The following is a 25,049-nucleotide window of genomic DNA, read 5'->3' on the forward strand; positions in this document are numbered from 1 at the left end:
CCGCAAGTTCCTCTCGGCGAAGGTCGCGATCAGCGGCGCGAACTTCGGCGTCGCGGACACGGGGACGCTGACCGTCGTCGAGTCCGAGGGCAACGGGCGCATGTGCCTCACGCTCCCCGAGACGCTCATCACGGTCATGGGGATCGAGAAGGTCGTGCCCACGTACACCGACCTGGAGGTGTTCCTCCAGCTCCTGCCGCGGTCGTCCACGGGCGAGCGCATGAACCCGTACACCTCCCTGTGGACGGGCGTCACGCCCGGCGACGGCCCGCAGGAGTTTCCACTCGTGCTGCTCGACAAACGGCGCACCGACGTCCTCGCCGACGAGGTCGGGCGGGCCGCGCTGCACTGCATCCGCTGCTCGGCGTGCCTCAACGTGTGCCCGGTGTACGAGCGCGTGGGCGGCCACGCGTACGGGTCGGTCTACCCCGGCCCGATCGGAGCGATCCTCACGCCGCAGCTCACGAAGTCTCCGGCGGGCTCTCCGGCCACCACGACCCAACGCGTCGCTCCCCTACGCCTCGAGCTGTGCGGCGCGTGCTACGAGGTGTGCCCCGTGAAGATCGACATCCCGTCGATCCTCGTCGAGCTCCGGGCGCGCGAGGTCGACGCCGACCGCGGGCCGCCCCACCGGGTGGGGCGCCGCGATGAAGGCGGCCTCGTTCGTCATGTCCGACGCGCGCCGGTTCGAGCTCGCGGAGAAGGCTGCGGGGGTCGGGCGCCTGGTCGCCGGTCCGAAGGGCCGGATCTCGACCCTCCCGCCGCCCGCGTCCGCGTGGACCCGCTCGCGCGACTCCCGGCGCCCGCGAAGCAGACCTTCCGCGACTGGTGGCGCGACCGCCCGGCGACGAGCCCCGCACCGAGGGAGGTGAGGACCGGTGAGCGCGCGCGACGACGTCCTCGCCGCGTGCGCACGCGCTCGGCGGGTCGACGGCGGCGGGCGGCCCGCGGCGTCGGGCAGCGTGCCGCGCGCCTACCGCGAGCACGGCGAGCTCGCCCCGGGCTCGCCCGAGGCCGTGGACGTGCTCGTCGACCGGCTCGTCGACTACCGGGCGCACGTGCACCGCGCCGAGACGGCGGCGGACGTGGCGACAGTCGTCGGTGACCTGCTCGCCGACGCGACGTCCGTCGTCGTGCCGGCCGGTCTCGACGAGGCGTGGCTCGCGGGCCTGGGCGCCGGGACCGCCGTCGTGCGGGACGCGCGCGACGACCCGCGCACGCCCGACGAGCTCGACCGCACGGACGCCGTCGTCACCGCGGCGCGCGTCGCGGTGGGCGACACCGGGACGATCGTGCTCGACGGCGAGCCCGACCAGGGCGCCGGGCGATCACGCTCGTGCCCGACCTGCACGTGTGCGTCGTGCGCACGGACCAGGTGGTGCAGACCGTGCCCGAGGCCGTGCGCCTGCTCGCCGCGCACCCGGGCGCCCGCAGACGTGGATCAGCGGCCCCAGCGCGACGAGCGACATCGAGCTCTCCCGCGTCGAGGGCGTGCACGGCCCCCGCACCCTCCACGTCGTCCTCGTCCCGCCGAGATAGAGCCCCGGTCCGCCGAGGTAGAACCCCGGTCCGCCGAGGTAGAGCCCTGGTTAGCCGAGGTAGAGCCCTGGTCGTGACCAGGGCTCTACCTCGCGCGACCGGGGCTCTACCTCGCGCGACCGGGGCTCTACGTCGTGGGGAGTCCTGCCCGACGGCGGTGGCGCACCTCCGCGAGGACCGTCGCCAGGCGGACGGGGAAGTCGTCGGGCGTGCCGGGCGGCAGCGCGTCCACCGGGAACACGCGACGTCCTCGCTCTCGTCGCTGACGACCGTGCGCGCGTCCGGGTCGGCGAACGCGACGAACCCGACGTCCCAGTGCGTCCGGCAGGTGCCGAACGCCGCGGCGAGGTCGTGCCGGTGCACGTCCACGGGGGCGGCCGGCGCGGCGACGGCGCGGGACCCGGCCACGGACTCCACGCCCTGCTCGGGGTCCGCGTCCAACGGGACGCCCGGCTCGGGGTCCGGGTCGAACGGGACGAGGTCCTCGATGCCGCTCTCCTCGCGCGCCTCGCGGTAGGCGGCACCGGCGAGCGTCGTGTCCTCCGGCTCGGTGTGGCCGCCCACCTGGACCCAGAACCGGCCCTTGCGGTGGAAGCACAGCAGCACGCGGTCGAGACCGGGGCTGAGCACGAAGCAGCTCGCCGTGAGGTGCTGCGGACCGCCGTCGCGCCGCACCGCCTCGGCGCGCGGGCCGGCGTCGCCGCGGACGAACGCGCGGTACTCCGCCGCGAGCGCCCCCTGACGGGGATCCACGGGCTCCCACCGGTCGAGGCGGTCGAGGGCGTCGCGGGCGAGCAGGGCGGCGGGGTCCGGAGCAGTCACCGGGGAAGGCTACGCGCCCCACCCGACGCCCCGCCTCGGGGCTCGCGCCGGACGCTGCGACAATGGTGTCCCGTGAGCGACCCTCAGCACGACGCCGACGGCGGCCCCACCGACGCCGCCACCCGGACCGACCCGGTGCCGACCGGACCCGCCGGGGACCCGGCGCTGTTCGACCTCCCGCCCGGGTCGCGCGAGGTCCCGACGCGGATCGTGCTGCTCACCGGGGCGTCGGGCTCGGGCAAGACGTCGCTCACCCGCCGGCTCGGGCTCCCGGTCGTCGCGCTCGACGACTTCTACCTCGACCACGACCACCCCGACCTGCCGCAGCGCTTCGGCATCGTGGACTGGGACGACCCCGCTCGTGGGACGCCGAGGGTGCGGTCGCGGCGCTCGTCGACCTCGCGCGCGCGGGCCACGCCGACGTGCCGGTCTACGACATCCCGACGTCGCGCCGCACCGGCACGACCCACGTCGACGTCACGGGCTCGCGCGTCGTCCTGGCGGAGGGCATCTTCGCGGCGGAGATCGTCGCGGCCTGCCGCGCACAGGACGTGCTGGCCGACGCGATCTGCCTCTACCGACCACGACTCGTGACGTTCTGGTTCCGCCTGCTGCGCGACCTCGCCGAGATGCGCAAGCCGCCGCTCACCCTGTTCCGGCGCGGCTGGGCGCTGCTGCGCGCCGAGCCCGCGCTCGTGCGGCACTGGGAGTCGCTCGGCTGCCGCGCGCTCACGCCCGCGCAGGCCGAGAAGGAGATCCGCGCGCTGCTGCGGCCCGCCTCGACGTAGGCGTCACGCGCGGAAGCCTGCCGAGACGTGAGAAGTGGCCCCTGACCTGCGCATCGCAGGGGCCATTTCTCACGTCTCGGCGGGGAGCGTCCCGACGACGATCGTCGCGCCGATGTCGTCGTCCCGGACGACGCGCGCGACCAGCCCGGCGCGGCCGAGCACCGCGACGGCGCCCGTTGCCTGGCGCTCGCCGGACTCGGTGAGCAGGTGGCCGCCGGGGGCGAGCCAGGCGGGCGCCTCGGCCGCGACGCGGCGCAGCACGTCCAGCCCGTCGCCGCCGCCGTCGAGGGCGACGTGGGCCTCATGGTCGCGCGCCTCGCGCGGCAGGAGCGGGATCTCGCCCGACGGGACGTACGGCACGTTGGCGAGGAGGAGGTCGACCCGCCCGCGCAGACCGGTGGGCAGAGGGTCGAAGAGGTCTCCCTCGTACGCGGTCCCGCCGACGGCCGCGACGTTGCGCGCCGCGCACGCGACGGCCGCCGGGTCCACGTCGCTCGCGTGCAGCGCGACGGCCTCCGCTCCGCCGAGGTCCACCGCCGTCGCGAGCCCCAGCGCCCCGCCACCGCAGCACAGGTCGACGACGACCGTCCGGCCGTCCGGGCCACCCTCCGGACGACGGCCGGGGCCGCTGCCCGGGCCGCCGTCGGACAGAGGCGCCAGGCGCCCGGCCCGCCGCCCGAGCGCGACCGCCTCGTCGACGAGCAGCGTGGTGCGCTGGCGCGGCACGAACACCCCGGGGTCGACGGCGACCCGCAGCCCGTGGAAGTCGACGTACCCGAGGACGTGCTCGAGCGGCTCGCCCGCGACCCGGCGCGCGACGAGCGCCTCGAGGTGCGCGTCGTCGTCGGCCCGCTCGGCGAGGAGCGCGGCCTCGTCCTCCGCGAAGACGCACCCGGCGGCGCGCAGGCGGGCGGTGAGGTCGTCGAGCCGGCTCTGGTCCACGCTCCGGACGGTACTCCGGGTCGCGGCCGCCCGGGGACCGCCGACCGATCCCCGCGACGGTGACCGTCAGTCGCGCAGGAGCGGGAGGAGCCGGGTGCCCTGGCGCTCGATCTCCCGCAGGTACGGGGTGTCGGACAGGACGAAGTGCGTCACGCCGAGGTCCTCGTAGCGCCGCAGCGACTTCGCGACGTCCTCCGCGGAGCCGACGAGCCACGTCGTGCCCGCTCCCCCGCCGCCGAACCGGCCCGGGGCGGTCCACAGGTTGTCGTCGAGCACCTCGCCCCGCTCGGCCAGGTCGAGCAGGCGCTGCTGCCCGACGGCGGTGCTCCGCCCCCGGTCCCGGGCCGACCACGCCTCGCGCTCCGGCGAGCGGGCCGCGAGCTGCGCGACCTTCGCCTCGGCGTCGGCCCACGCCTCCTCCGTCGTGTCCCGCACGAACGTCGTGACGCGCAGCCCGAACTCGAGCGGTGCGTGCTCACGGCCGAGCTCGGCGCTCAGCTGCCTCAGCCGGTCGATGCGCTCCGCGATCCCGTCGAGCGGCTCGCCCCAGAAGAGCTGCACGTCGGCCTCGGTCGCCGCGACGCGCTCCGCCGCCTCCGAGGCGCCGCCGAAGTAGATCCGCGGGTGGGCGCGGTCGCCGCGGACCACGGGCCGCGGCCCCAGCGACGAGCGCGTCACCGAGAAGTGCTCGCCCGCGTACGTGACCTCCTCCTGCGTCCACAGGCGCCGCACGATCTGCAGGAACTCGCGCGTGCGGGCGTAGCGGTGCGCCGGGTCGGCCTCGCCGTCGCCGTACGCCTCCTGCCCGTCGGTGCCGGACACGATGTTGACGCGCAGCCGGCCGCCGCTGAGGTGGTCGAGGGTCGCGGCGGCGGACGCGAAGTGCGCGGGCCGCCAGAACCCGGGCCGGATCGCGACGAGCGGCTCGAACGTCGTGGTGCGGGCCGCGAGCGCCGTCGCGACCGTGAACGTGTCGGGACGCCCCCAGCTCGTCCCGAGCAGCGCGCCCGCGAACCCGTGGCGTTCCAGGGCGTGCGCGTGGCTCGTCAGGGTGTCGAGGCTGTTGTGGTCCTCGGTGGTGTCGTCGCAGCGGTGCCCCGGCCGCACCTGGTTCGGGATGTACCAGAGGTGCTCCGCGCTCATGCGAAGGCCCCCTCGACGACTCGTGCCCCGCCGTCGGACGACGTCCCGGCGGGGGCCGCGTCCGTGTAGCGGTTCGCCGGTCGTTCGAGCCCGTAGTGCTCGCGCAACGTCCGGCCCTCGTACTCGGTGCGGAACAGGCCGCGCTCGCGCAGCACGGGCAGCACGTGCTCGACGAACTGCTCGAGCCCCGACGGCAGCACCGCGGGCATGATGTTGAACCCGTCGGCGGCCTCGGCGTCGTACCAGTCCTGGAGCGCGTCGGCGACCTGCTCGGGCGTGCCGGCGAACGTGCGGTGGCCCCGCCCGCCGCCGAGGCGCCCGATGAGCTGGCGCACCGTCAGCCGCTCGCGCCGCGCGAGCTCGACGATCAGCGTGTACCGGCTCTTGGCCCCCTCGATCTCGTCCTCGGTGGGCAGGCCGTCGGGCAGCTCGCGGTCGAGCGGCAGGTCCTCGGGCGCGAGGCGCAGCGTCTTCGCGAGCTGGGCGCGCGCGTACTCGGGGACGATGAGCTCGTCGAGCTCGCGCTCCCGCGCGAGCGCCTCCGCCTCCGTGGACCCGATGACGGGGACGATGCCGGGCAGGATCCTCACCGTGCCCGGGTCCCGCCCGACCGTGACCGCCCGGGCCTTGAGGTCGGAGTAGAACGCCTGGGCGTCGGCGAGCGTCTGGTGCGCGGTGAACACGGCCTCGGCGTAGCGCGCGGCGAGGTCCTTGCCGTCCTCGGACGACCCGGCCTGCACGATGAGCGGGCGCGCCTGCGGCGAGCGCGGCGTCGTGAGCGCGCCGTGCACGGAGAAGTGGGTGCCGACGTGCGCGGGCCCGTGGATCTTGGCCGGGTCCGCCCAGACGCCCGCGGCCTTGTCGGCGAGCACGGCGTCGTCCTCCCACGAGTCCCAGAGCCGGAACGCGACGTCGAGGAACTCGGCCGCGCGCTCGTACCGCACGGCGTGCGCCGGCTGGTCGTCGAGGCCGAAGTTCCGCGCGATCTCCGGCCCGGCCGTCGTGACGACGTTCCACCCGGCGCGGCCGCCCGAGACGTGGTCGATCGACGCGAAGCGCCGCGCGAGGTTGTAGGGCGAGTTGTACGTCGTGGACGCCGTCGCGATGAGCCCGATGCGCTCGGTCACGGTCGCGATCGCCGTCAGCACGATGAGCGGGTCGAGCGAGCCCGCCGGGCGACGCTCGACGTCGGACCGCAGCCCGGGGCCGTCCGCGAAGAAGATCGAGTCGAGCTTCCCCGCCTCCGCGACCTGCGCGAGGCGCTGCAGGTGCGCGATGTTCGTCGAGGTCCACGACGGGTCGCTCTCGGGCAGGCGCCACGACGCCTCGTGGTGGCCCGTGCTCATGAGGAACGCGTTGAGGTGCAGGCGGCCGGGGCGGTGGCCCGAGGAGGCGTGGCGGGTCATGCGGCGGTGTCCTTCCGGTCGGGGGTGGTCGGGGCGTCGCGGACGACGCCGAGCGCGTCGAGCAGCTCCGTGCGGAGCCGGGCGAAGCGGGGGTCGGCGGGGTCGCGGGCCTCGGTGGGGCCGTAGCTCCGGTCGACGCGGCGCTCGGCCGCGATCCGCCCCTCGTCGAGCACGACGACGCGGTCCGCGAGCACGATCGCCTCGTCCACGTCGTGCGTGACGAGCAGGACCGCGGGGCGGTGCCGCGCGCACAGGTCGCGCAGCAGGGCGTGCATCCGGATGCGCGTCAGGGCGTCGAGCGCGCCGAACGGCTCGTCGGCGAGCAGGAGCCGCGGCGAGCGCACGAGCGAACGGGCGAGCGACACGCGCTGCTGCTCGCCGCCCGAGAGCTCGTTCGGCCACCCGCGCTCGCGCCCGGCCAGGCCGACCTCCGCGAGGCTCGCGCGGCCGGCGTCCCGCGCGGCGCTCCGCCCGCGCGCCCCGGCGTCGAGACCGAGCACCACGTTGTCCAGCACGCGCGCCCACGGGAGGAGCCGCGAGTCCTGGAAGACGACGGACACCTGGTCCGGCACGACGACCTCGCCCGAGCCCGCGACCCCGTGGTCGAGCGCGGCGAGCGCGCGCAGGAGCGTGCTCTTGCCCGAGCCGGACCGGCCCAGGATCGCGACGAACTCGCCGTCGTCCACGGTGAGGTCGAGGTGGTCGAGGATGCGCTGCTCCCCGTACGACCGGACGAGCGAGCGGACCCGCACGGCCGCGCCCGGCGCCGTCGGGCGGGCCTCCTGCGCGGTCAGTCCTCCAGCGTGCGCCGCCACGAGAGCACCCTCCTCTGCAGGAGGCGGACGGCGAGGTCCGCGGAGTAGCCCAGCACGCCGTAGACCACGAGGCCGACGAGGATGATCTCCGTCTGCCCGTACGTCCGGGCGAGCTCCATCATGTAGCCGATCCCGGCCGTCGCGTTGACCTGCTCGACGACGACGAGCGCGAGCATCGAGCCCGTGACCGCGAACCGCAGGCCGAGGAAGAAACCGGGCAGCGCGCCCGGCAGGATGACGCGGCGCACGAACTGCCACCGCGAGAGCTGCACCGTCTCGGCGAGCTCGACGTAGCGGCTGTCGATCGCGCGCAGGCCGTTGTGCGTGTGCAGGTAGATGGGGATGAAGACGCCGAGCGCGATGGTGATGACCTTCATCTGCTCGCCGATGCCGAACCACAGGATGAGCAGCGGCAGGAGCGCGAGGTTGGGGATGGCGCGCTTGACCTGGATCGGGCCGTCGAGCACGGCGTCGCCGACCCGGCTCAGCCCGGCGGCCAGCGCGAGCACGACGCCCGCGACGATGCCGGCCGCGAGCCCGAGCGCGGCGCGCGTCAGGGAGACGCCGAGGTGCGCCCCGAGCTTGCCGTTCGCGACGAGCTCCGCGCCCGTCGAGACGACCGTCCACGGCGCGGACAGCACGCGCGGGTCGACGAGCCCCGTCGCGGACCCCACCGACCAGACGACCGCGAGGAGCGTGACCCCGACGAGCGCCGCGAGCGGGACCGGCCGACCGAGCCCGAGGCGCGTGCCGCGCGGTCGCACGTCCACGAGGGTCGACGGCCCGGCGTCGTCCCGCGGGACCGCGACGTCGACCCGCTCGACGACCGCGGCGCTCACTGCGCGCCCCCGTCCCGCGCGGCGGCGGCCGCCTCGCCCGCGACCGGGCCGAAGCGCACGTCGAACAGGTCCGCCGCGTCGAGCGGCTGCTCGTCGAGCTCCGCCGCGAGCAGGTCGACCGTCGCCTGCGTGCGCTCGATGCCCTCGGTGAGGTCGGACGGGACGTCCGGGACCGGCGCGTGGTCGACGAGATACTGCGCGTCCTCCTCGCTCAGCCCCTGGTCCTCGATGTAGTACCCCTGCTTCCACTCCTCCGGGTGCTCCGCGACCCAGACCTTCGCCGCCGCCCACGCGGCGACGTACTCGCGCAGCGCCGCCGCCCTGGCCGGGTCGCGCACGACCTCGGTCGGGCCGTAGAGGTGCGACGCGTCGTCGCGCAGGTGGTGCTCGACCGACGTCGCGCCGTCGGCCTCGTACGTCGCGAGGTACCGGAAGAGCTGCGTGCCGCCGAGCGGCGCGACGTCGACCTCGCCCGCCGCGAGGGCCGTCGAGTAGACGTCGCCCGTGCTCGGGAGCTCGACGAGCTCGACGTCGTCCTGCGTGAGCCCGGCCTCCTCCAGCGCCTTGAGGACGATCGCGCCCTGCGCCTGGCCCGGGCTGAACGCGATGCGATGACCGCGGAAGTCCTCGAGGGAGTCGAGCTCGACCCCCGGCGCCCCCGCGAACTCGTAGACCGGCGCGTCCTCCCAGTTCTCCCGGTAGACGGACGCGTAGACCTGCACGTCCAGACCCGTCCACGTCGCGTGGATCGGCGGGATCTCCGCGACGGCGCCGACGTCGAGCGACCCGGCCCGGAACGCCTCCGTCGTCGCCGGGCCGCCCGAGATGTTGGCCCACTCGATCTCGAACGAGAAGTCGCTGTCCAGGTCGTCGCCCGCGAGCTCGAACGCCTTCTGCGTCGTCGGGTCGCCGACCCGCAGGACGGTGCCCTCCGGCACCTCGGTGGGCAGCTCGGCGTCCGGGGCGAGCGTGCCGCCGTCGGCCGGGTCACCGCCCCCGGACGCCTCGGCGGTGCTGCACGCACCGGCGGCGAGGAGCGCGACGAGACCGAGCGCGACGGCCGTCGCCCTCCGGCGGCCGGGCGGTGCGGACGGACGGAGCGGGGAACCAGGCATGGCGGGTCCTCTCAGGGAGAGCGCACGGGGACGCACGAGGGCGCGCGGGTGCCGTGCGCGGGAGGGTGGTGGGACGGCCCGACGGCGGCCCGGGGCGGCCGTCGGTCAGTGCGTCGGGGTGCTCAGCGGCACGCGGTCGGACGACACGCGGCCCGACGGCGCAGGCGCGCACGCAGGGCGCGACGACACGCGAGCCCGGGCACGTGCCCGGCGTCGGTGGCGGGGAGGGCGACGAGGCCCCCCGGTGTCGTCGGCATGCGGGCGACTGTGCCAGCGTGCGCACGCCCCGCAAAGGGCGGTCGCCCCCTGTCCCACGACGAGGACGGACGTAACGCCGTGCAACGGCCCCTCGCCCGCCGACCAGGTGGTCCGTGTCGGCCGAGCAGGCGATGGTGGTGCGTCGGTCGCCCCGGACGCGCCACGACCACCTGCTCGGCGGGAGAGGGGGCGCCGGGACGACGACGGGCCCCGACCCTCCCGGAGGAGGATCGGGGCCCGTGTGTCAGGCGTTCAGGAGTGCGTCACTCCGCGCCGGCCTGCAGCTCGCCCGTCGGGGGCAGGTCGCGGACCGAGACGCCGGTCGGGGCGTCGAGCGCGGCGGCCGCGCCCACGCTCACCGGGCCGCGGTCGTGCTCGCCCTTCGAGACACCCCGGAAGGTGAACTCTCCGAGCAGGCCCTCGCCCTCGGCGTCGACCAGGACGATCTCGCCGGCCTTGAGCTCGCCGAACAGGATCTTCTCCGAGAGCACGTCCTCGATGTCGCGCTGGATCGCGCGGCGCAGCGGACGAGCACCCAGGACCGGGTCGTAGCCCTTCTCGGCGAGGAGCTGCTTCGCGGGCTGCGTGAGCTCGATGCCCATGTCCTTGTCCCGCAGGCGGGCGTCGAGACGGGCGATCATCAGGTCGACGATCTGGATGATCTCGGCCTGCGAGAGCTGCGGGAAGACCACCACGTCGTCGACGCGGTTGAGGAACTCCGGCCGGAAGTGCTGCTTGAGCTCGTCGTTGACCTTCGCCTTCATGCGCTCGTAGGACGTGACCAGGTCGCCGCCGGCGTTGAAGCCGGTCTGGACGCCCTTGGCGATGTCCCGCGTGCCGAGGTTGGTCGTCATGATGATGACGGTGTTCTTGAAGTCCACGACGCGGCCCTGCGAGTCGGTCAGGCGACCGTCCTCGAGGATCTGCAGGAGCGAGTTGAAGATGTCCGCGTGGGCCTTCTCCACCTCGTCGAACAGGACGACCGAGAACGGCTTGCGCCGCACCTTCTCGGTGAGCTGGCCGCCCTCGTCGTACCCGACGTAGCCGGGGGGCGAGCCGAACAGCCGCGAGACGGTGTGCTTCTCGGAGAACTCCGACATGTCGAGCTGGATGAGCGCGTCCTCGTCCCCGAAGAGGAACTCGGCGAGCGCCTTGGCCAGCTCCGTCTTCCCGACGCCCGTGGGGCCGGCGAAGATGAACGACCCACCGGGGCGCTTCGGGTCCTTGAGGCCCGCACGCGTGCGGCGGATGGCCTGCGACAGCGCCTTGATCGCGGCCTCCTGGCCGACGACGCGCTTGTGCAGCTCGTCCTCCATGTTGAGCAGGCGGCTGGACTCCTCCTCGGTGAGCTTGAAGACCGGGATGCCCGTGGCCATGGCCAGGACCTCGGCGATCAGCTCCTCGTCCACCTCCGCGACGGTGTCCAGGTCACCGGACTTCCACGCCTTCTCCTTGTCGGCGCGCTTCGCGGTGAGCTGCTTCTCCTTGTCGCGCAGGCCGGCGGCCTTCTCGAAGTCCTGCGCGTCGATCGCGGACTCCTTCTCGCGGCGCGCCTCGGCGATCTCCTCGTCGAGCTCCTTGAGCTCCGGCGGGGCCGTCATGCGGCGGATGCGCAGGCGCGCGCCCGCCTCGTCGATGAGGTCGATCGCCTTGTCCGGGAGGAACCGGTCGTTGATGTACCGGTCCGCGAGCGTGGCCGCGGAGACGAGGGCGGAGTCCGTGATGGACACGCGGTGGTGCGCCTCGTAGCGGTCGCGCAGGCCCTTGAGGATCTCGATGGCGTGCGGGAGCGACGGCTCGGCGACCTGGATGGGCTGGAAGCGGCGCTCCAGGGCCGGGTCCTTCTCGACGTGCTTGCGGTACTCGTCGAGCGTCGTCGCGCCGATGGTCTGCAGCTCGCCGCGCGCGAGCATCGGCTTGAGGATGCTCGCGGCGTCGATCGCGCCCTCGGCGGCACCCGCCCCGACGAGGGTGTGGATCTCGTCGATGAACAGGATGATGTCGCCGCGCGTGCGGATCTCCTTGAGCACCTTCTTGAGGCGCTCCTCGAAGTCGCCGCGGTAGCGCGAGCCGGCCACGAGCGCGCCGAGGTCGAGCGTGTAGAGCTGCTTGTCCTTGAGCGTCTCGGGGACGTCGCCGCGCACGATGTCCTGGGCGAGGCCCTCGACGACGGCCGTCTTGCCGACGCCGGGCTCGCCGATGAGGACGGGGTTGTTCTTGGTGCGGCGGCTCAGCACCTGCATGACGCGCTCGATCTCGAGGCTGCGCCCGATGACCGGGTCGAGCTTGCCCTCGCGCGCGGCCTGGGTGAGGTTGCGCCCGAACTGGTCGAGCACGGCCGAGCCCGACGGCTGGCCCTCGGTGGGACCGCCGGCGGCGACCGGCTCCTTGCCCTGGTAGCCGGACAGGAGCTGGATGACCTGCTGGCGCACCTTGTTGAGGTCGGCGCCCATCTTCGTCAGGACCTGGGCGGCGACGCCCTCGCCCTCGCGGATGAGGCCGAGCAGGATGTGCTCGGTGCCGATGTAGTTGTGGCCGAGCTGGAGCGCCTCGCGCAGCGACAGCTCGAGCACCTTCTTGGCGCGCGGCGTGAACGGGATGTGCCCGCTCGGGGCCTGCTGGCCCTCGCCGATGATCTCGGTCACCTGGGTGCGGACGCCGTCGAGGGAGATCCCGAGGGACTCCAGCGCCTTGGCCGCGACACCCTCGCCCTCGTGGATGAGGCCGAGGAGGATGTGCTCGGTGCCGATGTAGTTGTGGTTGAGCATCCGCGCCTCTTCCTGGGCGAGGACGACGACCCGACGGGCTCGGTCTGTGAATCTCTCGAACATGTGCTGCTCCTCGTGAGCGGCGTACACCTGCCCGCCGGACGACGGGTACAAGCCTGACCGCATTGACTCTATGCGGTTCGAACGAGCCGCACCCCCTCCGTATGCCGTTGTTCGCCAGGGGCGTGAAAGAGGGGTCGCGCCGTGACCTGCCGGGCGGTCCCGGGTGCACGACGGCGGAGATCACCCGGCCCGACACGCGCCGGGGGCGTTGACCGCGGCCCGCGCCACGGGCAGGCTCGGGAGTGCGCCCCGCACGACGTCCAGAAGGGTGGCGAAGAGCGATGCACCAACCGGACCAGCCGCCGGAGGACACCCCCGCACCGGACGCGGACGAGCGAGAGGCACGCCCCACGGGCTCGGCCGCGTCGTGGGAGCAGGTGGTCGCGCGGTTCCACGGCGCCGTCGCGGAGGTCGACGACCCGCTCACCTGGGGTCTCGACCTCGACGAGGAGACGCTCACGGGCGCCGGCCACGGCGCGCACGACCCGGCCGAGGAGCGCTTCCTGCGCTCCTACGTGTCGTTCACGGGCGAGACGCTCGACGTCGAGACGCTGCGGGTGCGGGCCGCGCACGACGAGCAGGCCGAGGACATCGCCCGCACCGCGCTCAGCGGGGCGCTCGCCGCGCCCCTGCACTCGGACTCCCCCGGCGACGACGACTTCCTCGACTCCTACCAGGAGTACCGCGCCGCGATGCGCGCGATCGTCGAGGAGGTGGACGTCGCGCCCGTCGTGCGCACCACGTTCCGGGTCGACGGCGAGACCCGCCCCTGCCTGTACGTCACCGTGCGGGAGCACGCCGCGGTGTACGTGCCGGTCGAGGACCGGGCGCTGGTCGTCTCGGGCCCGGCGGACCTGCTCGCGCGGGTCGACGTCGTCACCCGCCCCCTGCGCAACATCCTCCAGGACGAGCCCGACCCGCGGTTCTGACCGGCGCCGCGCCCCGCGCCGCGGGACTCTCGTCCACCACCCCGGGACGCCCGTCCCGGGCGCGGCGCGGCCCCGCGGCCTAGGGTCGAGTCAGCACCGGCGCCGCCGACGGCGTCGGTGACAGCACGCCGACGGCGCACGCGGTCGGCCGACCGGGCGGAGGTGGCGAGATGCGCGGCGTGATCGTCGGTGTCGACGGGTCGGAGGAGTCGGGCGGCGCGCTCGACTGGGCGATGCGCGAGGCGGCGGACCGGGCGGTGCCCCTGACGGCCGTGCTCGCGTTCGAGTCGCGGCAGGGGCCGGGCGACGGCCCCGACGCGGCGGCCGAGGAGAAGCGGGCGCTCGTCCAGGAGTGGCTCGACGCCGCGCGCGCCCGCACGGGGATCGGCCCGGACGCGGTCACCGCGACGGCCGTCGCCGAGCGCGGCAGCCCCGCGGCCGTCCTGCTCGCCCTCGCCCAGCCGCGCGTCGCGCAGGCCGCCCAGGACGACGTGCGGCCCGACGCCGCCGACGGCGACGACGCCGACCTGCTCGTCCTCGGCCGCTGCGGCCGGGGCCGCCTCGGCCGGATGGTCCTCGGGTCGGTGCCGACCGCCGTCGTGCAGCACGCGACCGTCCCCGTGACCGTGGTGCGCGGGACGCCCGACGTGCGCCACGACCACGCGCGGCCCGTCGTCGTCGGGGTCGACGGGTCGTCGACGTCGGTCCAGGCGCTGCGGCACGGCGCCGACGTCGCGCGGCGCACGGGCGCGACGCTCGAGGCCCTGTTCTGCTGGCAGATCGTCTCGCTCGCGCCCCTGCCCGACTCGTGGGGATGGACGCCGCCCATCGACGACTACGAGAAGTTCGCCGCCCAGAAGCTCGACGCCGCGCTCGAGGCGGCGGGGGTCGCCCTGCCCGACGACCGCCTCGTGCGCAGCGTGCAGCACGTGCACGCCGCGAAGGGGGTCATCGAGGCGTCGTCGCGCGCGGAGCGGCTCGTGCTCGGCAACCGCGGCGTCGGCGGGTTCGACCGGCTGCTCCTGGGGTCCGTGAGCCGGCACGCGGTCGAGTACGCGCACTGCCCGGTCACGGTCGTGCGGCCCGCGGACGCGACGCACCCCTCGGGCGCGCACGACAACTGAGGCCTTGCCCGACGCGCGGGCGGCAGCGACGCCCGCCGCGCGGCATGATGGAGCTCCCCGACAGGCCGGAGCCCCGATGACGAACGTCGACCTCCTCACGGAAGCCCACCTCACGACCGCCCGCACCGCGCCGAACGGTCGCAGCGCCGAGGTCGTGCTGCACGACGGCCCGCTGCGCCAGACGATCCTCGCGCTGCGCGCGGGCGTCGAGCTCGGGGAGCACAACTCCCCGCCCGCGGCGTCGATCCAGGTGCTGCGCGGGCGGGTCCGGGTCACGGCGCTCGGCGAGGGCGACGTCGAGCTGGGCGAGGGCGAGCTGCGCGTGCTCACGCACGAGCGGCACGCGGTGAGCGCGATCGAGGACGCGGCGTTCCTCCTGACGACCGTGACGAGCGTCCCGGGCAGCTGAGCGCCTGCTCCTGCGAACCGCCCGCACGGCTGCCAGGGTGGTGCGGATGAGAGTCTCGACAACGACGACCGTCCTCGCCGCGAGCGCCCTGGTCCTCGCGGCCTGCACCGCGACCCCCGGCGACGCCCCGGGCACCCCGGAGCCGTCGGCCCCGGCCCCCTCGACCTCTGCCGCGACCCCGGCACCCGGCGATCCCGCCGCGGCGCTCCCGACTGACGCGCCCGCCGACGTCCTGCTCCCCGCGGGGGCGTGGGGCGGCGAGGGAGCACGCGACGAGGCGGAGGGGGTCGCGGACTGGCACCTCCCGGAGGCGTGCGCCGACGGCGGCCCCGCGGACGCCACGGCGATGCGCACCGCGACCGAGGGCGACGGCGCGGACGAGGGCACCGTGGGGGTCCACCAGGTCGCGGTGTTCGCCGACGCCGACGCCGCCACCGCGGAGGCCGCGCGGCTCGCGGACCTGCTCGCCGCGTGCGCGGCGCAGGGCGGCGCGGAGGGCACGACGTACACGGCCGAGCCGCTCGACGTCGGCGCCCAGGGCGGCGGCCTGGCCACCGACTACTACGGGTCGGGCGGGAGCGGGGACCTGGACACGGCGCTCGGCACCTACCTGGCGACCACGCGCCGCGGTGCCGCGGTCACGCTCGTCGCGCTCGACGGCGGGGAGAGCACCGTGGGCGCGGCCCGCGAGACGGTCGCGGAGCAGACCCGCGCCGCGTGGGAGCTGCTGTGCCGCTACGAGCAGGCGGGCTGCTGACCGACGGCGCCCTCCCGCCCGGGAGGTTCACTCCCGGGACGTCGTGCCCGGGTCGCCGTGGCGGCCGCTCAGCCCCTGACGGCCCAGGCCGCGAGGGCCAGCGCCGTGACGTCCTCCGCGACGGCGCCCGGCCAGTCGGGCCGCTCGCCGACGGCGAGGCGTCGCCACGCCGCACCGCCCCACGTCCCGACGGCACCGCCCGCGGCTCCCGCGGCGGCGGCGAGGACCAGCCCGACCGGACCGGTCCGGTGCCGGGCGACGAGCACCCCGCCGACCGCGCCGCTCGCGACGCGGACGACGGGGCCGGGCGGCGCGAGCCGGCTCGGCGTCTGCGGCAGCTTGTCGCCGACGACCTCGCCGACGACGCCGAGGATCGCCGCGCCGCGCGCGAGCGGCCCCGGTCCGTGGCCCGACCGGCCCGACCCGCCGGGCCGCACGAGGCCGGCCAGCACGGGCGCCGCGACCCCGAGGCTGCTGCGCGAGCCCGCGGCGACGCCGAGCGCGAGGGCCCGGGCGAGCACCGCCGTCGTGCTGCGCGGCGCGGCTGCGTCCTGGGACGTCATGGGGTCCTCCTGCGGTGTGGTGGTGGCCCGGTCGACCGGGTTCTCTCGAACGTAGCCGCTCCCGGGGCGGCCCACCCGGCGGCGCGGCGCGCCGCCCGCCGGGTCCCGCGCCCGGGCCCACCCCCAGCGACGCCGAGGTCGGCGAGCAGGCGCTGCGCCTCGCGGTCGCCCGGGCGACGACGCACCCCGGCGCGTGGCGGTCCGGTGCCCGGTCGTGCTGCGGGAGCCCACCCCGCGCCCCTGCCGCCGCCCCTCACGGACGGGTCGCGCTCGAACGGTTGACGGATCGGCACCACGGGGGCATGATCGGGAGGAGAAGATACCCCCTAGGGGTATCAGCAGCCGAGAGGAGACACGGTGGACCACCGCACGGAGCACGGCCCCGGGCGTCGGACCGGCGCGGACGGCGAGCACGAGCACCACGAGGCGCACGCGCACCCCGAGGCGCACGGGCACCCTCGCGCGTCGGCGACCGCCGCCGTCGACCACGCCACGCACGACCCGGCCGCGCACCGCGGCCACGACACGGCGGGGCACGAGGACCACCACGCGGGTCACGCCACCGCGGGTCACGGCACCGCCGGGCACGAGGGCCACGGCACGTCCGGGCACGAGAGTCACGACACGGCCGGTCACGGCACGGCGGGCCACGCCGGACACGACATGGCGGGTCACGGGGGTCACGGCGGGCACGGCGACCACGTCGGGCAGTTCCGCCGCCTGTTCTGGATCATGCTCGTCCTCGCGGTCCCCACGGTCGCGCTGAACGCCATGTTCGCGATGCTCCTGGGCTACGACCTGCCCGACGCCGCGTGGGTGCCCTGGGTGTCCCCCGTCCTGGGCACGGTGATCTACGCCTGGGGCGGGCGCCCGTTCCTCACCGGTGCGGTGAGCGAGCTGCGGAGCCGCAAGCCCGGGATGATGACGCTCATCTCGCTCGCCATCACGGTCGCGTTCGTGTCGTCGCTGGGAGCGAGCCTGGGCCTGCTCGCGCACGAGCTCGACGTCTGGTGGGAGCTCGCGCTCCTCGTCGTCATCATGCTGCTGGGCCACTGGCTCGAGATGCGCTCGCTCGCGCAGACGGCGTCCGCGCTCGACTCGCTCGCCGCGCTCCTCCCGGACGAGGCGGAGCGGGTCGCCGAGGACGGGACCGTGACGACCGTCGCGCCGACGGACCTGCGCGTGGGCGACCTGGTCGTCGTCCGGCCGGGAGGGCGCGTGCCCGCGGACGGCGAGGTCGCGTCCGGCTCGGCGGACGTCGACGAGTCGATGATCACCGGCGAGTCGCGCCCCGTGCGCCGCACCGTCGGGGACGCCGTCGTCGCGGGGACCGTCGCGACGGACGACGCGCTGCGCGTGCGGATCACGGCCGTCGGCGAGGACACCGCGCTCGCGGGCATCCAGCGGCTCGTCGCGGACGCGCAGGCGTCGTCGACGAAGACGCAGCGCCTCGCGGACCGCGCCGCCGGGTGGCTGTTCTGGTACGCGCTCGGGGCGGCCGCCCTGACGATCGGCCTCTGGCTGGTCTTCGGCACGCCCGAGCAGGCGCTGATCCGGGCGATCACCGTCCTCGTCATCGCGTGCCCCCACGCGCTGGGCCTCGCGATCCCGCTCGTCGTCTCGCTGTCGACGGAGCGTGCCGCGAAGGCGGGCGTCCTCGTCAAGGACCGCCTCGCGCTCGAGCGCATGCGCACCGTGGACACCGTCCTGTTCGACAAGACCGGGACGCTCACCGCGGGCGAGCCGGTCGTCGTGCACCTCGCGACCGCGGGCGGCACGTCCGAGGCCGCGCTGCTCGCGCTCGCCGCGGCGGCCGAGGCGGACAGCCAGCACCCGCTCGCCCGCGCGATCGTGCGGGCGGCCGAGGAGCGGGGCGACGACGTCCCCCGCGCCACCGACTTCCGGTCGCTCACGGCCGTCGGCGTCGAGGCGACCGTCCCGACCCCCGACGGCGCGCGCCGCGTCGCGGTCGGAGGGCCGGCACTCCTGCGCGAGCGCGGGCTCGACCCCCTGCCCGACGCCGCGGCGTGGGCCGAGGACGGGTCGACCGTCCTGCACGTGGTCGTCTCGGACGACGCCGGCGCCCGCACCGGCACCGGCACCGCATCGGACGCGCGGTCCGGCGAGGTCGTGGGCGCGTTCGCCCTGGCGGACGCGATCCGCCCCGAGTCGCGCGAGGCCGTCGACGCGCTGCACCGGCGCGGCATCCGGGTCGTCATGATCACCGGCGACGCCGAGCCCGTCGCCCGCGCGGTCGGGCGCGAGCTCGGCATCGACCAGGTCTTCGCGGGCGTGCGCCCCGAGGACAAGGACGCGAAGGTCGCCGAGCTGCAGCACGGCGGGCGCGTCGTCGCGATGGTCGGCGACGGCGTCAACGACGCCCCGGCGCTCGCCCAGGCGGACGTCGGCATCGCGATCGGCGCGGGCACCGACGTCGCGATCGCGTCCGCCGGGGTGATCCTCGCGAGCTCCGACCCGCGGGCGGTGCTGTCGATCATCGAGCTGTCGCACGCGTCGTACCGCAAGATGCAGCAGAACCTGTGGTGGGCCGCGGGCTACAACATCGTGGCCGTGCCCCTCGCCGCGGGCGTGCTCGCGCCCGTCGGGTTCGTCATGCCGATGGCGGTGGGCGCGATCCTCATGTCCGCGTCGACGGTCATCGTCGCGCTCAACGCGCAGCTGCTGCGCCGCACCGACCTCGACCCGGCCCGGCTCGCGTCGCGGTGAGCGGGGCCGCGAGGCCCCCTCGACCACGAGGCCGCGCGGAAGGTCGTGCTCGACCGTGAGGGACCCCGTGCGCGCTGCGAGACTGGGCCGGTGACCACGCAGCAGCCCGACGACCGGCCCGCCGCCGGCGTCCTCCTCACGCCCGGCGCCGGCGCGAGCCGCGACCACCGCGCGCTCGTCGCGATCGACGAGGCGCTGGCCGCCCTCGACCCGCCCGTCCCCGTGCGCCGCGTCGACTTCCCCTACCGGATCGCCGGCAAACGGATGCCCGACCGGCCGCCCGTCGCGATCGCGCACGTCCGCGCCGAGGCGGAGGCGTTCGCCGCCGAGCTCGGCACCACGACGGACCACCTCGTGCTCGGCGGCCGCTCGTACGGCGGCCGCATGTGCTCGATGGCCGTCGCCGAGGGGCTCCCCGCCGCCGGGCTGGCTCTCGTCAGCTACCCGCTGCACCCGCCGGGCAAGCCCGAGCGGCTGCGGACCGAGCACTTCCCGGACCTCCACGTGCCGGTCCTCCTCGTCTCCGGGCGCACCGACCCGTTCGCGACGCCGGACGAGCTCGCCGAGCACACCGCCGCGATCCCCGGGCCCGTCACGCGCGTCGAGCTGCCCGGTGCCCACGACCTCAAGGGGCAGGACGCGGCCGTGTGCGAGGCCGTCGTCCGGTGGCTCGCGACGCTCGGGGCCTGACGCACCCCAGGGCGCCGCTCCGGCGTTCCGACCGGCCCGCACGACTGCGTACGATGTGCCGCGGACCGCTCCCGAACGACCCGGAGGTGTTGATGCGCGCCGCTGGCCGCCTGCTCGCCCTCGCACCCCTGGCGGTGCTCGTGGTGGCCGTCGCCGCCGCACCCGCGACCGCCGCCGGCCGGGACGGCGAGAGCGGGCTCGAGGTGAGCGTCGACGGCGTCTCGTTCGACCCGGAGCGCCTCTGGTCCGAGTGGGGCGCCGTCTCCTACGCCGTGAGCGCGCCGGACGGGAGCCGCGAGCGGTACTACTCCGACTCCTACGGCCCGCGCGACTCCGCGGACGGGTTCCTGGCCTTCTCGGTGCCGTCGCGCACGTTCCCCGACGGCTACTGCGTCACGTGGGCCCAGGTGTCCGGCCTGCGCGCGCAGCACGCGCGGTGGAACGGGGACGACCCCGTCTGCACGACGGCGCAGGCCGAGCCCTCCCCCACGACGGCGCCCCCGGCGCCGACCCCCGACGCCCCCGCGACCTCGGCCCCGACGGCCGAGGTGCCGCCGGCCGCGGCGGTCGTGGAGGCGCCCGTCGAGACGCCGGACGCGCCGGAGCCGGACGTCACGGAGGAGCCGACCGCCGAGCCGACGGAGGAACCGACGACGGACGCCCCCGACGAGCCGACCCCGACCGCCGCGCCCACGACCGCCGGCACCGAGCCGGCGCGTGTCCCGCTCGCGTCCGTCGACCGCACGGCGCCGCCCCCGCCCGCCGGCGAGACCTTCCCGACCTTCGCCGCGCTAGGCGTCGGCGGGCTCGTCGCCGCGGCGGCCGGCGGCGTGATCCTGCTCGTGCGCCGCGTGGGCTGAGCCCTCGGCGAGGCGCCTGCGCCAGGCTGGCGTCCCCGCCTGCACCACGCTCCGAACGCAGAAAAGGCCGGGTCCGAGGACCCGGCCTTTTCTGCCGTGATGGAGCCGCCTAAGGGAATCGAACCCTTGACCTATTCATTACGAGTGAATCGCTCTGCCGACTGAGCTAAGGCGGCGTGCTACGTCCCGGTCCGCTCGGCGAACCGGTGGCAACGAGCGCCTACTGTACCCAACGACCGGGCCAGATTCCAAAGCGGGCCCGCGGGCCGCCGTCGGGCGTCCTTCGGCTCAGCAGCGGAGCCCGTCCTCGGGGACGGTCCCGTCCACGAGGTAGGCGTCCACGGCGTCGCTCAGGCAGTCGTTCGCGCGCCCGTACGCGGTGTGCCCCTCGCCCTCCCAGGTGACCAGGACGGCGGAGTCGAGCGTGTCGGCGAGGCCCTCGGCCCACACGTAAGGGGTGGCCGGGTCGTTGGTCGTGCCGATGACGAGGATCGGCGCGGCGCCCTCCGCGGCGAGGTCGAACTCCTGGTCGACGACGGGGTACGCCCAGCCCTCGCACGTGAGCCCGCCGAACGCGAAGAAGTAGCCCATCGTCGGGGCCTCCTCCTCGAGCCGCTCGAGCTGGGCCTGCATCGCGGCCGGGTCGTCGTCCTGGCGCCCGTCGAGGCAGTTCACGGCCCGGAACGCCTCGGACGAGTTCGACGAGTACGTGCCGTCGGCGTTCCGGTCGTTGTAGAAGTCGGCGAGGTAGAGCAGGCCGTTGCCGGTGCCCTCCTCGAACGCCTCGGTGAGCGCCTGCGTGAGCACGGGCCAGCTCTGGTCGTTGTACAGCGTGACGGCGACGCCGTAGAAGCCGAGGGTCTGCGTGACGCTGCGACCCGAGTCCGTCGGGAGCGGGTTCGCCTTCGCGGCGTCGAGGAGCGAGCGGATCTGGCGCATCCCCGCGTCCGTGTCGCCCTTCAGCGGGCACCCGGCGCCGGCCTGGCAGTCCTCGACGTACGCGCGCAGGGCGTTCTCGAAGCCGACGGCCTGCTGCTCGGAGATCTCGTCCGGGTCGAGCGAGGTGTCGATCGCCCCGTCCAGCACCATGCGGCCGACCTTGTCCGGGAACAGCCCGGCGTACGTGGCCCCGAGCTGCGTGCCGTAGGAGTAGCCGAGGTACGCGAGCTTCTCGTCGCCGAGGACGGCACGCAGCATGTCCATGTCGCGCGCGGCGCTCTGGGTGTCGACCTGGCCGAGCAGCTCGCCCGTGTTCTCGGCGCACGCGTCGGCCCACGCGCGACGGTCCTCCGCGAGCGCCTCGAGCCCCGCCTCGTCCGTGTCGAAGTCGCGCGACAGGGACTCGTCCTTCGCGGCGTCGTCGAGGCACACGACGGGCGACGACTGCCCGACGCCGCGGGGGTCGAAGCCCACGAGGTCGTAGGCCGCGGTGACGCTCTCGCCGACGGTCGGCGCGAGCGACGCGACGAAGTCGACGCCTGACGCGCCGGGCCCGCCGGGGTTGGTGAGGAGCGAGCCGATGCGCTCGCCGGTCGCGGGCTGGCGCTTGACCGCGAGCTCGATCTCGCCCGCCGCCGGGTCCTGCCAGGAGAGGGGGGCGCGCGCCGTCGTGCACTCCCAGCCGGCCCCGCACTCCTCCCACGCGAGGGTCTGCCCGTAGAACTCCTCGAAGCCCTCCGGTCCCGTCTCGCCCGTGCCGGTCGACGACGCGGTCGGGACGTCCTCGACCGGGGTCTGCTGCTTCGGGGGCGCCGAGCACGCGCCCGCGACGAGGGCCAGCGCGAGGGTCGCGGCGCAGGCCAGGGCGCGGCGAGCGGGGCGGGAGGAGGGGGACGTCGTCACCCGGACACGGTAGCCGCTCGCCCGTCGCGCGGGAGACGGCCCACCGGCGGCGGCCCGTCCTTTCACGCGCTCTTCACCGCGCGGGTCGTCACCCCGCGGTCCAGGCGAACTCGCCGGCCGCGCCCTCGGCCGGCGGCGGCACGACGACGGTCCCGCGGTCCCCGAGCACGACGCTCACGTCGGCGCTCGTGTCCACGTCGTCGGGCACCGCGACGACGGACGTCGCGGGGACGTAGTCCATGGTGCACGCGGTGTCGGCGGGGATGTCGACGAACGACACGACGACGTCGCTCCCCTCGACCGCGGCGTCGTCCTCGGCGAGCAGCGGGCACGAGCTGGACCCGAACGTCACGACGAGCAGGAGGCCCGGCTCGGCGCTCCACGCGGCGCCGGTGCCGCCCTCGGTCGGCGCGTCCGCGCCGGGCGGCAGGCCCTTGCCGTGCGCGCCCGCGACGACGTCCATCGTCGCGGCGTCGGGCAGGCCCTGCTGCTCGTCGGTGGCGTCGCCGGTCGGCTCCGCCGAGGGGTCCGACGAGGGGCCGCCGTCGGGCTCCGTGGTCTCCTCGGTGGCGCTCGTGCCGTCACCGCCCCCGTCGGTTCCGGACGCGCACGCCCCGAGCAGGGCGACCGTGGCCGTGAGGGCGAGCGCCGCGGTGAGGCGCGCGGTCCGGGCGGCGGGACGACGGGCGGGGACCATGGGGACTCCTCGGTCGGCGACGGGTGCGCGACCATCGTGGTCCGCGCCGGGACCTCGCGCGCGCCGAACCGCCGACGCGCCGCGGGATCGTGACCCGACGGTGACCCGGGGTGGGAGCATCCCCGCATGGACGCACCGCACCCGACCCGCGGCACCGAGCGGCCCCCGCTGCGCTGGGGCCTGCGCACCGACCTCCTGCGGCACGGCGACGGCGGCGACTCGAGCCGCGTCGGGTACGTGGAGCTGTTCTTCGACCTGGTGTTCGTGTTCGCGGTCACCCAGCTCTCGCACGGGCTCATCGCGCACCCCGGCGTCGAGGCGCTCGGGCACACGCTCCTGCTCGGCGTCGCCGTCTGGTGGGTGTGGGTCGACACGATGTGGGTGACGAACTGGCTCGACCCCGAGCGCCTGCCGGTGCGGGGCCTGCTCGTGGTGCTCATGCTGCTGGGCCTCGTCCTCGCGAGCGCGATCCCGGAGGCGTTCGGCGACAAGGGCCTGCTGTTCGCCGTCATGCTCGTCGCGATGCAGGTGGGGCGCAGCCTCTTCACGATGGTCGCGATGGGCCGCGTGTGGCCCGAGAACGCGGTGAACTTCGTCCGCATCACGACGTGGCTCGCGGCCTCGGGCGCGCTGTGGGTCGCGGGCGGCCTCGTCGAGGAGCACCGCCTGCTGCTGTGGGCGGTCGCGGCCGCGATCGACGTCGCCGGGCCGCGCGCGATGTTCTGGCTCCCCGGGATCGGGGCGTCGCGCGCGAGCACGTGGGTGGTCCGCGGGGAGCACATGGCCGAGCGCGTCAGCCTGTTCGTCATCATCTGCCTGGGCGAGTCGATCATCGTCACCGGCGCCGCGTTCGCCGAGCTCCCCCTCGACCTCACGACCGTCTCCGCGTTCTGCTCCGCGTTCGCGAGCACCGTGCTCATGTGGCTGCTGTTCTTCGACCGGTCCGAGCGGCGCGCCACCGAGTACTTCACGTCGCGCGCCGAGCGCGGGATGGTCGCCCAGACGGCGTACACGTACGTCCCGTTCGTCATCGTCACCGGGATCGTGCTCACCGCCGTCGCCGACGAGCTCGTGCTCCTGCACCCGCTCGGGCACGACGGCGGTCACGCCGACGCCTGGACCGCCGGCCTCGTGTGCGGGGCGGCGGCGACGTACCTCGTCGGGAACGCGCTGTTCCGGCGCGCGACGGGCGGGCGCTGGTCGCTCCCGCACGTGCTGGGCGCGGTCGCGGTCGGCGTGCTCTTCGCCCTCCACGCGTGGCTCTCGCCGCTCGCGCTCAACTGGGTGACGGACGGCGTCCTGCTGGCGGTCATCGTGGGCGACGTGGTCCGCGCGCGGCGGGTCCAGGGCGCGCCGTCGGACGGGCCGGGCGCGCCGACGGGGCCCCCTCCCGAGACGCCGTCCGGGACCCCGTGAGCCGGGGCCCGTGCGTCTCGCCGGGCGCGATCGTCGCGACGTCGCTACGTTCGCCCTGATGGCGCGGGGCAGCAGGCCGTCGCGTCGCGGGACCCGTCGAGAAAGGGCGTGACCGTGGACTTCTGGGACTTCTTCTGGCTCCTCGTGTGGAGCTTCTTCTTCATCGCGTACCTCATCGTGCTCTTCCAGATCATCGCGGACCTGTTCCGTGACCGGGAGCTCTCCGGGTGGTGGAAGGCAGTCTGGATCATCTTCCTCATCTTCCTGCCCGTACTGACGTCGCTCGTCTACCTCATCGCGCGGGGGCGCGGCATGGCGGAGCGACAGGCCGCGGCCGTCGTCCAGGCGAAGCACGACACGGACGCCTACATCCGCCAGGTCGCGACGACGTCGCCGGCCGAGCAGATCTCCCACGCCAAGGCGCTCCTCGACTCGGGCGCCATCACCCCCGAGGAGTTCGCGCAGCTCAAGGCGAAGGCGCTCGCCTGACGGACCCCTGCCTCCCCCGGGCCGGGCGTACCCGCGTGCGGGTGCGTC

General features: G+C 75.3%; 20 protein-coding genes, 1 tRNA gene and 3 pseudogenes. 12 read left to right on the plus strand and 12 right to left on the minus strand.

The window, feature by feature from the left end; translation table 11 throughout:
• Nucleotides 1–4: 4 nt before the first annotated feature.
• Together B8281_RS00005 and B8281_RS19600 are read left to right on the plus strand one after the other, a co-directional pair.
• A pseudogene (locus B8281_RS00005) lies at nt 5–1,105 on the plus strand (LUD domain-containing protein); the annotation flags it as partial.
• Nucleotides 1,106–1,378: 273 nt separating this feature from the next.
• Nucleotides 1,379–1,539, plus strand: a pseudogene (locus B8281_RS19600) (LUD domain-containing protein).
• 537 nt (nt 1,540–2,076) lie between these two features.
• Here the strand turns inward: B8281_RS19600 and B8281_RS20055 are convergent.
• A pseudogene (locus B8281_RS20055) lies at nt 2,077–2,361 on the minus strand (NUDIX hydrolase); the annotation flags it as partial.
• 422 nt (nt 2,362–2,783) lie between these two features.
• Between B8281_RS20055 and B8281_RS19610 the strand changes: the two are divergent.
• The gene (locus B8281_RS19610; protein WP_232322621.1) at nt 2,784–3,149 is read left to right on the plus strand and encodes a hypothetical protein; all 366 of its coding nucleotides are present in this window, start codon (nt 2,784–2,786) and stop codon (nt 3,147–3,149) included.
• A gap of 69 nt (nt 3,150–3,218) precedes the next feature.
• On the opposite strand, the gene B8281_RS00025 is transcribed toward B8281_RS19610, so the two are convergent.
• The 7 genes from B8281_RS00025 to B8281_RS00055 form a co-directional block, all read right to left on the minus strand.
• Nucleotides 3,219–4,091, minus strand: a complete 873-nt coding sequence (locus B8281_RS00025) for a methyltransferase (RefSeq protein ID WP_085386512.1) — start codon at nt 4,089–4,091, stop codon at nt 3,219–3,221.
• A 66-nt stretch (nt 4,092–4,157) separates the two neighbouring features.
• Nucleotides 4,158–5,234 carry an LLM class flavin-dependent oxidoreductase gene (locus B8281_RS00030; protein WP_085386513.1) on the minus strand — a complete coding sequence of 359 codons (1,077 nt, stop codon included), beginning with the start codon at nt 5,232–5,234 and terminating at the stop codon, nt 4,158–4,160.
• Nucleotides 5,231–6,640 (minus strand): LLM class flavin-dependent oxidoreductase, encoded by a 1,410-nt coding sequence (locus B8281_RS00035; RefSeq protein ID WP_085386514.1) that lies wholly within the window; start codon nt 6,638–6,640, stop codon nt 5,231–5,233. The genes B8281_RS00030 and B8281_RS00035 overlap by 4 nt, the downstream gene beginning before the upstream one ends.
• Nucleotides 6,637–7,455 carry an ABC transporter ATP-binding protein gene (locus tag B8281_RS00040; protein WP_085386515.1) on the minus strand — a complete coding sequence of 273 codons (819 nt, stop codon included), beginning with the start codon at nt 7,453–7,455 and terminating at the stop codon, nt 6,637–6,639. The genes B8281_RS00035 and B8281_RS00040 overlap by 4 nt, the downstream gene beginning before the upstream one ends.
• A complete protein-coding gene (locus tag B8281_RS00045) occupies nt 7,431–8,294 on the minus strand; it encodes an ABC transporter permease (protein WP_085386516.1) in 864 nt (287 codons plus the stop codon). Before B8281_RS00045 ends, B8281_RS00040 begins: the two co-directional genes overlap by 25 nt.
• Entirely contained in the window at nt 8,291–9,409 is a 1,119-nt protein-coding gene (locus B8281_RS00050; protein WP_085386517.1) for an ABC transporter substrate-binding protein, read from the minus strand. Before B8281_RS00050 ends, B8281_RS00045 begins: the two co-directional genes overlap by 4 nt.
• 521 nt (nt 9,410–9,930) lie before the next feature.
• Complete coding sequence (locus B8281_RS00055) at nt 9,931–12,498, minus strand: ATP-dependent Clp protease ATP-binding subunit (protein WP_031315080.1); 2,568 nt, start codon at nt 12,496–12,498, stop codon at nt 9,931–9,933.
• Nucleotides 12,499–12,779: 281 nt separating this feature from the next.
• Here B8281_RS00055 and B8281_RS00060 point away from each other — a divergent pair, with 281 nt between their 5' ends.
• The 4 genes from B8281_RS00060 (at nt 12,780) to B8281_RS00075 (ending at nt 15,717) form a co-directional block, all read left to right on the plus strand.
• Nucleotides 12,780–13,427, plus strand: coding sequence for a hypothetical protein (locus B8281_RS00060; RefSeq protein ID WP_232322622.1), 648 nt, complete (start codon nt 12,780–12,782; stop codon nt 13,425–13,427).
• Between the two features lie 170 nt (nt 13,428–13,597).
• Nucleotides 13,598–14,551, plus strand: a complete 954-nt coding sequence (locus B8281_RS00065) for a universal stress protein (RefSeq protein ID WP_085386518.1) — start codon at nt 13,598–13,600, stop codon at nt 14,549–14,551.
• Nucleotides 14,552–14,627: 76 nt separating this feature from the next.
• On the plus strand, nt 14,628–14,960 hold the full coding sequence (locus B8281_RS00070; protein ID WP_085386519.1) for a cupin: 333 nt from the start codon (nt 14,628–14,630) through the stop codon (nt 14,958–14,960).
• Between the two features lie 46 nt (nt 14,961–15,006).
• Nucleotides 15,007–15,717: a hypothetical protein gene (locus tag B8281_RS00075; RefSeq protein ID WP_085386520.1), complete on the plus strand. Its 711-nt coding sequence runs from the start codon at nt 15,007–15,009 to the stop codon at nt 15,715–15,717.
• A gap of 68 nt (nt 15,718–15,785) precedes the next feature.
• Here B8281_RS00075 and B8281_RS00080 read toward each other — a convergent pair whose 3' ends face one another.
• Nucleotides 15,786–16,280: a hypothetical protein gene (locus tag B8281_RS00080; RefSeq protein WP_085386521.1), complete on the minus strand. Its 495-nt coding sequence runs from the start codon at nt 16,278–16,280 to the stop codon at nt 15,786–15,788.
• A gap of 357 nt (nt 16,281–16,637) precedes the next feature.
• On the opposite strand from B8281_RS00080, the gene B8281_RS00085 reads away from it, so the two are divergent.
• The 3 genes from B8281_RS00085 (at nt 16,638) to B8281_RS00095 (ending at nt 20,557) form a co-directional block, all read left to right on the plus strand.
• Nucleotides 16,638–19,007 carry a heavy metal translocating P-type ATPase gene (locus B8281_RS00085; protein ID WP_085386522.1) on the plus strand — a complete coding sequence of 790 codons (2,370 nt, stop codon included), beginning with the start codon at nt 16,638–16,640 and terminating at the stop codon, nt 19,005–19,007.
• 90 nt (nt 19,008–19,097) lie between these two features.
• Nucleotides 19,098–19,697, plus strand: a complete 600-nt coding sequence (locus B8281_RS00090) for an alpha/beta family hydrolase (RefSeq protein WP_085386523.1) — start codon at nt 19,098–19,100, stop codon at nt 19,695–19,697.
• A 92-nt stretch (nt 19,698–19,789) separates the two neighbouring features.
• Nucleotides 19,790–20,557 (plus strand): hypothetical protein, encoded by a 768-nt coding sequence (locus B8281_RS00095; protein WP_085386524.1) that lies wholly within the window; start codon nt 19,790–19,792, stop codon nt 20,555–20,557.
• A gap of 100 nt (nt 20,558–20,657) precedes the next feature.
• Here the strand turns inward: B8281_RS00095 and B8281_RS00100 are convergent.
• From B8281_RS00100 to B8281_RS00110, 3 genes are all read right to left on the minus strand, one after another.
• Nucleotides 20,658–20,733, minus strand: a tRNA-Thr gene (locus B8281_RS00100).
• Nucleotides 20,734–20,845: 112 nt separating this feature from the next.
• Entirely contained in the window at nt 20,846–22,399 is a 1,554-nt protein-coding gene (locus tag B8281_RS00105) for an alpha/beta hydrolase (protein ID WP_034650449.1), read from the minus strand.
• Between the two features lie 88 nt (nt 22,400–22,487).
• A complete protein-coding gene (locus B8281_RS00110; RefSeq protein ID WP_085386525.1) occupies nt 22,488–23,096 on the minus strand; it encodes a hypothetical protein in 609 nt (202 codons plus the stop codon).
• A gap of 126 nt (nt 23,097–23,222) precedes the next feature.
• Here B8281_RS00110 and B8281_RS00115 point away from each other — a divergent pair, with 126 nt between their 5' ends.
• Together B8281_RS00115 and B8281_RS00120 are read left to right on the plus strand one after the other, a co-directional pair.
• Entirely contained in the window at nt 23,223–24,512 is a 1,290-nt protein-coding gene (locus B8281_RS00115) for a low temperature requirement protein A (protein WP_085386526.1), read from the plus strand.
• Nucleotides 24,513–24,620: 108 nt separating this feature from the next.
• Nucleotides 24,621–25,001, plus strand: coding sequence for an SHOCT domain-containing protein (locus B8281_RS00120; RefSeq protein ID WP_108051002.1), 381 nt, complete (start codon nt 24,621–24,623; stop codon nt 24,999–25,001).
• Nucleotides 25,002–25,049: the final 48 nt, after the last annotated feature.

Origin of the sequence: Cellulosimicrobium sp. TH-20 (assembly GCF_002105775.1) — a bacterium.
GTDB lineage: Bacteria > Actinomycetota > Actinomycetes > Actinomycetales > Cellulomonadaceae > Cellulosimicrobium > Cellulosimicrobium funkei.

Coding starts and splice junctions, on each gene's coding strand:
- B8281_RS00030 (WP_085386513.1), bottom strand. CDS start 5,234: ATGAGCGCGGAGCACCTCTGGTACATCCCGAACCAGGTGCGGCCGGGG.
- B8281_RS00035 (WP_085386514.1), bottom strand. CDS start 6,640: ATGACCCGCCACGCCTCCTCGGGCCACCGCCCCGGCCGCCTGCACCTC.
- B8281_RS00050 (WP_085386517.1), bottom strand. CDS start 9,409: ATGCCTGGTTCCCCGCTCCGTCCGTCCGCACCGCCCGGCCGCCGGAGG.
- B8281_RS00055 (WP_031315080.1), bottom strand. CDS start 12,498: ATGTTCGAGAGATTCACAGACCGAGCCCGTCGGGTCGTCGTCCTCGCC.
- B8281_RS00060 (WP_232322622.1), top strand. CDS start 12,780: ATGCACCAACCGGACCAGCCGCCGGAGGACACCCCCGCACCGGACGCG.
- B8281_RS00065 (WP_085386518.1), top strand. CDS start 13,598: ATGCGCGGCGTGATCGTCGGTGTCGACGGGTCGGAGGAGTCGGGCGGC.
- B8281_RS00070 (WP_085386519.1), top strand. CDS start 14,628: ATGACGAACGTCGACCTCCTCACGGAAGCCCACCTCACGACCGCCCGC.
- B8281_RS00075 (WP_085386520.1), top strand. CDS start 15,007: ATGAGAGTCTCGACAACGACGACCGTCCTCGCCGCGAGCGCCCTGGTC.
- B8281_RS00080 (WP_085386521.1), bottom strand. CDS start 16,280: ATGACGTCCCAGGACGCAGCCGCGCCGCGCAGCACGACGGCGGTGCTC.
- B8281_RS00095 (WP_085386524.1), top strand. CDS start 19,790: ATGCGCGCCGCTGGCCGCCTGCTCGCCCTCGCACCCCTGGCGGTGCTC.
- B8281_RS00110 (WP_085386525.1), bottom strand. CDS start 23,096: ATGGTCCCCGCCCGTCGTCCCGCCGCCCGGACCGCGCGCCTCACCGCG.
- B8281_RS00115 (WP_085386526.1), top strand. CDS start 23,223: ATGGACGCACCGCACCCGACCCGCGGCACCGAGCGGCCCCCGCTGCGC.